The sequence below is a fragment of the Kitasatospora sp. NPDC059160 genome (assembly GCF_042755465.1).
Taxonomy (GTDB): domain Bacteria; phylum Actinomycetota; class Actinomycetes; order Streptomycetales; family Streptomycetaceae; genus Kitasatospora.
The window spans coordinates 1-9,131 of record NZ_JBHZCN010000190.1 but is presented as its reverse complement, the minus strand read 5'-3'; the positions used below and the strand labels follow the sequence as shown (position 1 = coordinate 9,131).

11 protein-coding genes are annotated in these 9,131 nt (G+C 76.3%); 9 read left to right on the top strand and 2 right to left on the bottom strand.

Annotated elements, in window-relative coordinates; all coding sequences use genetic code 11:
- Nucleotides 1–222: 222 nt before the first annotated feature.
- Complete coding sequence (locus ACFXOZ_RS41225) at nt 223–1,176, top strand: hypothetical protein (protein ID WP_380595188.1); 954 nt, start codon at nt 223–225, stop codon at nt 1,174–1,176.
- A gap of 134 nt (nt 1,177–1,310) precedes the next feature.
- On the opposite strand, the gene ACFXOZ_RS41220 is transcribed toward ACFXOZ_RS41225, so the two are convergent.
- Entirely contained in the window at nt 1,311–1,844 is a 534-nt protein-coding gene (locus ACFXOZ_RS41220) for a GNAT family N-acetyltransferase (protein WP_380595186.1), read from the bottom strand.
- Entirely contained in the window at nt 1,841–3,106 is a 1,266-nt protein-coding gene (locus ACFXOZ_RS41215) for an XRE family transcriptional regulator (protein WP_380595184.1), read from the bottom strand. Before ACFXOZ_RS41215 ends, ACFXOZ_RS41220 begins: the two co-directional genes overlap by 4 nt.
- A gap of 248 nt (nt 3,107–3,354) precedes the next feature.
- On the opposite strand from ACFXOZ_RS41215, the gene ACFXOZ_RS41210 reads away from it, so the two are divergent.
- The 8 genes from ACFXOZ_RS41210 to ACFXOZ_RS41175 all read left to right on the top strand — a co-directional run bounded on the left by ACFXOZ_RS41210 (nt 3,355) and on the right by ACFXOZ_RS41175 (nt 8,988).
- A complete protein-coding gene (locus ACFXOZ_RS41210) occupies nt 3,355–3,729 on the top strand; it encodes a hypothetical protein (protein ID WP_380595182.1) in 375 nt (124 codons plus the stop codon).
- On the top strand, nt 3,726–4,655 hold the full coding sequence (locus tag ACFXOZ_RS41205) for a hypothetical protein (RefSeq protein ID WP_380595180.1): 930 nt from the start codon (nt 3,726–3,728) through the stop codon (nt 4,653–4,655). The genes ACFXOZ_RS41210 and ACFXOZ_RS41205 overlap by 4 nt, the downstream gene beginning before the upstream one ends.
- The gene (locus ACFXOZ_RS41200; protein ID WP_380595179.1) at nt 4,652–4,918 is read left to right on the top strand and encodes a hypothetical protein; all 267 of its coding nucleotides are present in this window, start codon (nt 4,652–4,654) and stop codon (nt 4,916–4,918) included. Before ACFXOZ_RS41205 ends, ACFXOZ_RS41200 begins: the two co-directional genes overlap by 4 nt.
- Before the next feature lie 4 nt (nt 4,919–4,922).
- Nucleotides 4,923–5,306 (top strand): hypothetical protein, encoded by a 384-nt coding sequence (locus ACFXOZ_RS41195; protein WP_380595177.1) that lies wholly within the window; start codon nt 4,923–4,925, stop codon nt 5,304–5,306.
- 94 nt (nt 5,307–5,400) lie between these two features.
- Nucleotides 5,401–5,856 (top strand): hypothetical protein, encoded by a 456-nt coding sequence (locus ACFXOZ_RS41190; RefSeq protein WP_380595175.1) that lies wholly within the window; start codon nt 5,401–5,403, stop codon nt 5,854–5,856.
- Nucleotides 5,857–6,608: 752 nt separating this feature from the next.
- Nucleotides 6,609–8,225, top strand: a complete 1,617-nt coding sequence (locus tag ACFXOZ_RS41185; protein WP_380595173.1) for a ParB/RepB/Spo0J family partition protein — start codon at nt 6,609–6,611, stop codon at nt 8,223–8,225.
- 93 nt (nt 8,226–8,318) lie between these two features.
- Nucleotides 8,319–8,522 carry a hypothetical protein gene (locus ACFXOZ_RS41180; protein ID WP_380595171.1) on the top strand — a complete coding sequence of 68 codons (204 nt, stop codon included), beginning with the start codon at nt 8,319–8,321 and terminating at the stop codon, nt 8,520–8,522.
- Between the two features lie 91 nt (nt 8,523–8,613).
- Nucleotides 8,614–8,988 (top strand): hypothetical protein, encoded by a 375-nt coding sequence (locus tag ACFXOZ_RS41175; RefSeq protein WP_380595169.1) that lies wholly within the window; start codon nt 8,614–8,616, stop codon nt 8,986–8,988.
- Nucleotides 8,989–9,131 lie beyond the last annotated feature (143 nt).

Here is a 9,131-nt window from a genome sequence, read left to right as displayed (position 1 = left end):
CGGGCGGCGCCCCCCTTCCCGCGGGGTGGGGCGGTGGTGTGGGTCGGGGGCGCGTGCCGCGCGCGCATCGCCGGGCCCGGCCCCGCCCCCCCCCCCCGCCCCGCCCGGCGTAGATCTCCGCAGGCCGGCGCGCTGGCGTCTGCGCATCCCCCTGGCCGGAGCGCCTCCCGCCGTTTCGTCCGGCCCCAGTCATCGTTGAGCCGAGCGAAGGGGAGGAACCGCGTGATCCGTCGAAGGCCCGCCGTCGGCTCGGCCGTCGCGCCGCCGCCCGGCATGGAGCCCGGGGCGTCGGAGCGGGCACTGGCGCCCGCGATGCGTCCGATCCGTGCCGCCGCCCGGCGCGGACGCCTCGCCGTCGCCGAGCAGCTCGCCCAGGAGCTCCAGCACGAGCTGGCGGCCGCGCGCGGCGCCGAGCACCCGGAGGTGCTGCAGGCGGCCGAGGCCCGCGCGTACCTGGCCCACCTGGCCGGGCGCTGGGCCGAGGCCTCCCAGCTCTACCAGCAGGCCGCCGCCGGGTGGGCCCGCGCCGACTCGCCGCGCTGCTGGCCGGCGACCTTGAACGCGCAGGCCTGCGAGCGGCTCGCCGCCGACCCGGTGCGGCCGTCGGCGCCGGGCCTGGCCGACCAGGTGCTGCAGCTCGGCCGAACGGCGGCCGGGGCCGCCGTGCGGCGGGCTGCCCCGGCCGCCACCAACCGCGCGGTGCGCCGCGGCACCCTGGTGCTGCTGGTGGCCGCCACCGCGGTGGTCGCCGCCGCGGTCGGCCTGGTCGCCGAGTCCGGCGCCGAGCGCACCGCCGGCCCGGCGGTGGAGCTCACCGCCTCGGCGGTCGGCCAGGCCCTGCAGCACGCCCCGGTCCCCACCCCCACCCCCACCCCCACGCCGATGCCGATGCCGGTCCCGGTGCTGACCGCTTCGCCGACCGCCGAGCCCCCGACCGAACAGCCCGACGACCAGGACCCCGCCGAGGCCGACGCACCGCCAGCTGCTCGACCCTCGCACCGGCCCCGCCCGGCCCGGCCGGTCTCCCCGGCCGGACCGCCCGCACCCGGCCAACCGCCGCAGCAGGCACCGGCGGCGAAGCCGCCGCGGCCGGCCGACCCGTGCGCCGCCGCCCGCGAGTACGGCCACCTGCCGGACAACGTGGTCGCCCTGTGCCAGCAGGCGTACGCGCGCTGACCTGGCAGGCGCCCGGTGGGCACGTGTCCGCGGCCGGTCGGCTCGGGCGGGGCCGTGGCCGGCCCCGCCCGAGCTGCCCGTTCTGATGTGGCGGACGTCTTCCCCCCTGCGGGCGCCTCCTTCGGCGGCGGAGGCTAGCTGCGCTCGGTCTCCGTGCCGAGGTCACGCAGCATGATGGCGTACAGCGGGGAGTCCTCGAAGGGCTGTTCCTCGCCGACCTTGCGGTAGGACCAGGACTCGTAGAGCGCCTGGACCTTGGGGCGGGCGGTGTCCACGGACAGCACCGCCAGCGCCTCGGGCCGGCCGTCCAGCAAGGCCTCGTGCAGCTGCTGGGAGACGCCCTGCCCGCGCCAGCGCGGGCGCAGCATCAGCTCGGAGACGGCGAACGTCGCGGTGCGCGCGGGCGCCGGCTCCACGAACGGCCGCCACCACTCCGCGCCGTCGGCCATCGGAGCGCCGTAGGTGAAGCCGACCGGCTCGGCGCCGTCGAAGGCGACCACGCAGACGAACCCGGGCTTGCTGGACCAGCGGTCCAGGAACCAGGACCAGCGTTGCACGAAGGGTTCGTGGCGGCGGTCGGCGTAGGCGTCGTCGTGCACGTCGAGCATCAGCTGTCGGAAGCCTTCGGGCAGGCCGTCGTGCTGGTAGCGGCGGAGCTCTATCGTCACGGGGTGGGGGTCCTCTCGGCACGGATGCGTTCGCCCCACTGCCGGGCGGCGGCGGAGTCGGGGGCGGCGGTGAGCAGGCCCCGGTGGAAGTCACCCTGCATGGAGCGCAGGCGCCCGGGCAACGGTGCGCCCGCCATCAGCTCCCGGGCCCGGACGGCGGTCGCGCACGCCTGCTCGACCTCGTCCTGGCGCAGCTGGGCGAGTGCCAGTCGGGTGGTGACCATCGCCCGGTTGCGCCGGTACTGCCCGGGCAGCCGGGCCAGGGAGCGGTGGCAGGCCCCCTCTGCGTCCTCGGGCTCGTCCAGGTGGTCATGGACGATGGAGGCCAGGCCGTCCAGCTCCGCCGCGCCGTAGAAGGCCAGCCAGGCCGGCCGGGGGAGGGTCAGGTCGGCGCGGTGAAGCGCGTCACCGGCGTGCCCGAGCGAGCGCAGCGCGGCCTGCCGCTCGCCCGCTCCCGCGTGGCCGACAGCGGCCCGGGCGTGGGCGAGCGAGGCGTACAGCGGGTCGCGGCGGGTGATCCCGCAGGCCTGCGCGGCCTGCGCGGCGGCCAGCGCCAGCGGGTAGTGCTGCTGCTGGTAGGCCATCAGCGCGGTGGAGTTCCACACCCTCAGCTGGAGGGCGGTGTCGCGGGCGAGGCCGGCCAGCGTCAGTGCGCGGTCCAGGTGGCGCTGGGCGCGCTCGAACTCGCGCGCGTCCACGCACGACCAGGCCGCCGTCGTCAGGTAGGCGCCCTCCACCGTGGCCAGGGCCCGGCGCACGCGCTCGCTGGCCGGCCGCTGCTGCATCACCGCGGCGTCCCCGGCGCCGTCGAGCGCGGCCCGCTCCAGCGCCGCGTGCCCGCCCACCTGGTCGTCCAGGGCGGTCAGGCCGTCGAGCCGGGCCCGCAGGGCGTCCACGTCCGACATGCCGACCCGCCGGCGCCCGGCCAGGCCCGGAGCGGTGACCACCGCGGCCGCGGCGGCGGTGGTGGAGAGGAACGTGCGGCGTCTCACGGGCTGCTCCGGGTGGTGCTGGGGGCCTTTGCCCCGCGGGGTGAAGCCGAGTTGCTCGGACGGACAGTCGAATACTGTCTCGATACAGACCCGCTGCACCGTGTTCGGCCACCCGGTCCGGCCGCTCGTCCAGCCGGTGACGGTCCGCTCGCTGGTACGCCCGAACCGGCCGGTCAGCCTCTCCGTCTCGCGGTTGACCGCGTCGGCCAACCCGGCCTTGGTCAGGCCGAGTTCGCGCATCGCCGCCCAGAGTTCCTCATTCACTGCCACTGGCTCAACGTAGCTCCGCGCCTACGGAGAGCGCAGGGCCGTGGGTAAAGCGGCGGTCAAAACTTCCTGGTGCGGGCGGGCGGGGACCGGCCCTTGTGTCCTTACCGCCCCGCCGGATCCGCCGTTGACTGGGTGTCGGCTGGACAGCGCAGCCACCCCCCCGGTGGGCCTGCCGCCCGTGCGCACGACCACCCTTCCGTGCGCCGCGGCGGCAGGCCCGCGCCGTCTCCCCTTCGGAGGTGGGACCGATGCCCCCGCACGCCGCCGTACAGCTCTGCCCGCCGCTCGCCGTCCCCGGCGGGATTGTGCTGCGGGTGACGCGCACGGACACATCCGGGCGCGAGCGCGGGCGCACCGACTTCCCGCCCGTGGCCGACCCCGTTCAGGCCGTGCAGCTGATGTGCCGCACGGTCGTCACCTACACCTCCTTCATGACGCCCCTCAGCCGGACGCGCGCCGGCCTGTGGGTCGTCAGCCGCGCGGAGCTGCACGCGGCCGTCGCGTGCCTCGCCAACATCCGTTCCTACAGGCGCAGTTGGACGCTCAGGAACGGACACATCCTCACCCTCGCGGCAGTGCCCTCCGGCGCGGCCGAGCAGCACAGGAAGGCCCCTGTCCGATGACCCCCCACCCCACCGCCGACCCCGGTGTCACCGCCTCCGACGCCCCCGTCCTGCCCCCCGAACTGGGCCACCTCGTCCGGCGCGGAGACCGCGCGCTCGCCATCGGCCCCGGACGCCTCGCCGTCGCCCTGGCCGAACGGACCGATCAGCAGGTCGCCAGCGTGCACGAGACCCACGCCTGCGTCGAAGCCGTTCGGGCCGCACTCGGTCCTCGCGGCCGGACAGGCGGGGTCGTGGACGCCCAGGTCGGCGACCTTACGGCCGGGCGTCCCGAGACGGGCCCCTACGACGTCATCGTGGTCACCGCCGGGATCACCGCCCTCTCCCCCCGCTGGTTCACCCAGCTCAGCGCCCGCGGCGTGATCGTGGCACCCGTCGCCCTCGGAGGCCTGCACCCCTGGCTCGTCGTCGGCGCCGATCGCTACGACCGGACGTGGTACGGGCAGGTCCTCGGCGTGGACCCGGGCATCCGGCCGCTGTCCGCCGACGGCGCCCTCGGCCGCCGCCCCGAGCCCGCTGTTCCCGCCGGAGCCGACGACCCGCGCGCCGCCGCCCAGTGGGCCAGCCTCATGCCCTCCCGGCTCAGCGCCACCGAGCTGACCAGCATGTGGCTGTGGCTCGCGACCCGGGAGGCCCGGACGACCGGCGCCACGGTGCCCGGTACCGGCTGGGGTCCCGTTCCCACCGTGGTCGCCGAATCCGGCGCCGTGCACGTCACGCCCCGCGGGCTGTGGCTCACCGACACCGGACCCGCGACCATGGCCCTCGCCCAGGACGTCGCCGGCCACATCCAGCGGTGGACACTCCGCTGCCCCGCTCCCACCGATCTGACGTGCCGCCTCGACCTGCCCGCGGCGACGCGTTCGGGTGCGCTGCTGACGCCCGCCGACTGGACGGCCGACCGCGTGGTCACCCTGCCCCGGTGACCACAGACCCGGCCTCCTGGTCGTGGATCCACGCGACCCGGCTGCCCGCCAGCCGCAACCCCGTCGCGCGCCGGCTGTACGACCCCCTCCGCATGGCCGTCCGACGATGGCGCCACCACCGGACCCGATCGGCGGCACGCCCGCCCGGCACGCCCGCCGCCGTCCAGCAGCCCCGAGGCATCCCGCTGCCCCACCAGCACGCCGGCCCCCGCTCCACCCTCTGCCAGAACTGCACCGCCCCGCAGGCCCTCGGACAGGAGTAGCCACGTGACCAGCCACAACCTCCCCGCGGTGTCCCGCCGGGCCCTGCCCGTCACCCCGATCCGGGCCAGCGCGCAGGGCATCCAGCGAGACCTCGGCGCCGACCTCCGCCGCGCCGCCGCCGCACTCCGCGGAATGCCCGACCAAGCCGAATCGGACATCACCGTGACCGCCTCCGCCGCGATCGTGGTCACCGGGCGAACCCCCGCCGACGCGCTGCTGGCCGCCGCCCACTGGTGCCGCAACGCCCCCCACGCCACGGTGCACTCCCTCACCATCACCCGCTCTCCCGGCCCCCGCGAAGGCCTGGTCGAGCACCGGCTCACCCTCGGCATCGCGTTCCCCGACGAGACCGGCGAGTACCCCGACGTCGCCCCGACCACCGCCTGAGCCTCGGCGGACCGGGCCCGTCCCGCGAGCCACCCCTCGTCGTTGACCACACGGGCAGCCGGTACGCCCCCAACACCTAATCCCGGGAGACGAATTGAGCACCAGCGCCACCAGCGACAGCAGCACCGCCACCGCAGCACGGGCCATCGCCGAGGCCTGCCGCGACCTCGGCATCGGCGCCGCGGACCCCGCCACCCTGGTGGACCTCCAGGCCCGGCTCGGCTTCCAGCACCCGGACCTGCCCGACCGCCAGCGCCGTCTGGCCGGCCAGGCCGGCGCCGTCCTCAACAGCGCCATGTGGGTCGGCGCCGACACCGAGACCGGCCGCGAATGCCTCGCCACCGCCCAGGACTTCCTCCGCCGTGCTCTCGCGCTGTCCGACGGCGGCCCCGGCTACTACATCCGCACCGCCGGAGGCTACGGCTGTGCGCTCTGCGCGAGCCGGGCCCCCGAGACCGTCACCGCCGACACCGTCGACTCCTGGATCGACGGCCACACCGACATCTGCGATCCTGCCCTGCCCCCCGCTCGGCGGGGTCCCCGGCGCTGAGCGTCCATCAACGCGAGGCCCCCGCCGCACGGCGGGGGCCTCGGCGCGTCTGCCGGCGGGCAGACGCGCCCGCAGGTCAGCGGGCAGGGGCCTCGGAGTACCGGCCCGCGAGCGCGCCAGGTCGTCAGCGGAACGCTGGCGCCCGCCCGGGCCCGGGCTCGGCTCGTCGCCTGCTGCTGCCGGTGGGGGTTCCGCGGGGAGGCCGGCTGCGGTGGGTGGCCTTCCGGCATCGGCCTTCGGCCGATCCGGCAGTGGGCGCGCCTGGACGCGCGACCGCGCTGTGTGGCTCCGGCGGTCGGGTGCGGGGGGCGTTCCCGCGCCGTGGCCTGACTTGGGAGGCTTCGCCGCGCGCGTGGCCTCCCGCGGGGCTCCTCCGGACCCCCGCCCCGCGGGACTCGGTTCGGTGGCGGGGCGCCGTTGGGGGCCGGTGAGTTGGTGGTGGCGAAGGCGGGCGCGAAGGGTGGTCGGCGGTGGGTGGTGGCCGTGGGGTGGCGGGCGTCGCGGTCGGTGGGTGGGTGGTCGAGGTCGGGTTCGGCGGGTGCGGGCCGGGCGGTGGCGGGGCGTCAGAACGGCTGGCTGGGGGAGGGGTCCGGGCTCGGCCTTTCGGGTGAAAGTGCAGGTCGGGGGCGGTTTTGGATTGGACACAGGCCCCCAAAGTCTGGTTTAATTGTCTCATCAAGGCGGGGAGGGCAACCCCCGCCACGAGGCCCCGGCCAACCAGCCGGAACCCACCAATGCGAAGGAACAAGACCTTGACCACCACCGTGAAGACCGCGCCCGAGGCCGCCGCCGAGTCCGGGGAGCACCCGGCCGACCAGTGGCCCCAGGCGTCGATTGCCGCACTGCTCGCCCACCCGGGCAACGCGCGACCGACCGAGGCCGACCCGGAGCTGACCGCCTCCATCGCCGAGAACGGCGTCGAGGACCCGCTGCACATCGTGGCGCTGTCCGACGGCACGCCCCAGGTGATCGACGGCTTCCGCCGGATCGCCGCCGCCCGGGCCGCCGGGCTGGAGAGCGTCCCCTACTCCCCGCTCCCGCTGGTCAGGGTCAGCGCCCTGGTCCCGCACAAGGGCAACCTGCGCAAGGGCCTGCGGCTCACCAAAGAGTTCGTGGCGAGCATCCGGGCGGAGGGCGTCCAGGTGCCGCTGATCGTCACCCCCGGGCTGCTGGTGATCGACGGTCACCGTCGGCTCGCCGGTGCGATCCAGGCCAAGCGCACCCACGTGCCGGTGGAGCGCAAGGAGCGCGCCGAGGCCCAGCAGCGGCTGGACATGCTGACCACCGCCGTCCACCGCGCGCCGCTCACCGAGGCCGAGCAGATCGCCGGGCTGTTCGACGCCGCCGAGTTCGGCGCGAGCACCGCCCAGATCGCCGCCGCCTCGGGGCGGACCCAGAAGGCCGTCAAGGCCGTCGTCAAGGCGGGTGGGGCCGCCAGCGTCCGCAAGCTGCGCGAGGCGGTGCCAGCCGTCGCCCTGACGCTCGACCAGGTCGAGGAGTTGGCAGGGCTGGACGACGAGGAGGCCACCCTGGCCAAGCTCGCCGAGGCCGCCACGAAGGGCGAGAACCTCACCTACGTCATCCGGAACATGAAGCTCAGGCGGGAGGCCGACCAGGAGGCCGCCGCGCACCTGGCCGAGCTGCAGGCCGCCGGGGCCCGCATCCGGGAGGCCGACGAGCTGTCCGAGAGGGCGTCCTCCCTGTACAGCCTGCGCGACGAGCACGGCAAGGGGTTCACGGACGCGTGGCACGCGGCCAACTGCCGTGGCGCCGTGTGGGTGCGCTACGGCACGAACGGCAAGTACTCCCAGGTCTGCGTCAACCCGGGGCTGTACAAGCACCGGATCATCCACCCCAACGAGGGTGCGGTGCGCAAGACCCCCGCCGAGAAGGCCGCGAACAAGGCCGGAAACCTCGACTGGGAGGCCGCCACCGACGCCCGTCGCGAGTGGCTCCGGGCGCTGTTCGCGAAGGGCCGCAAGTACACCGCCGCCGAGACCGCCGCGCTGCAGAAGGCCACCGTGCTGGCGCTGCTGAGCAGCTTCGGGAGCGTCACCAGCCGGTTCGCCGACCACCGCACGCTGCCGACCCTCGGCGAGCTGCTCGGCCTCACCGGCAGCACGTTCACGGACGAGACGTTCGTGAAGCTGACCGAGCGGGCGAGCGCGGCCCGGCTGGTCGCCCTCGGGTACGCCAAGCTCGCCGCGTGCGGGGAGATGGACGCCACCCGCGAGGCCTGGCGCGAGGACGGCGGGAGCCGCCGCACCAAGACCCGCGAGCACCTTCGGCTGCTCGTCTCGCTCGGCTACACGCCGGTGGCGATCGAGCAGGCCGTGCTGGACGGCAAGCCGTACACCCCCCAGGCCTGACGGCCGCCGGGCGGGGGAGGGCAACCCCCCCCCCGCCCCCCCCCCCGGGGCCGCCCGGCCCCGGGGCCCCACCCCACCAACAGGGAGACCGCGTTGAACCCCACCACCTACCAGCTGTCCGCCGACGTCGCCGCCGGGCTCGACCTGGCCGAGCTGCTGAACGCCGGGACCATCACCGCCATGTCCGCCGGGCCGGACGGGACGTGGACCGTCATCGCCGCCCGGGACAGCGTGGCCCGCCCCTTCCCCGTCCCCGAGCACGTCGCCGCGTTCGCCGCCGTCCGCCGGTCCGGCTGACCGGCCGCCAGCCCCGCAGCCCGGCGGGAGCGGAGGGCAACCCGCCCCCGCCGGGCCCAGCACCCACCAACACCCCGAAGGACGACCAGCCGTGCAGAAGACCCGCACCACGCCCGCCACCGTCGCCGACACCGGTTGCTGCCAGCTCGCCCCGACCACCGCCACCGCCGTCCAGCTCGCCGACCTCCTCCAGGCCCGCGCCATCAGCCGCCACCTGGTCCGCCTCGGCGTCGACAGCGAGCGCGTCGCCGCCGCGTGGGACGCCGACGTGACCGCCGCCGTGGTCCGCGTCGACAGCGCCCGGGGGCTGTGGGCGCTGGTGATCCCGCCGGTCGGCCGCCCCTTCCCGATGCTGCAGCGCGGACAGAGGGTCGGCGCGCTGGACGTGCGCCGGGTGCCCGCCATCACGGACAGCGCCGCCGCCACCCACCTGCTCGCCTACCTGCGCGACCGCGCCGTCCTCTGAGCCGTCCCGCCGGTCCCGGGTGAGCGCCCGGGACCGGTCCGGCCCCCGGGGCGGGTGGCCGGGTCGCGGCGGCATCGAGCCGCCCCCCCCCCCGCCGCGGGGGGGCCCGCGGGCGCCCCGCGGCGGCCCGGGGGGGGTGGGCG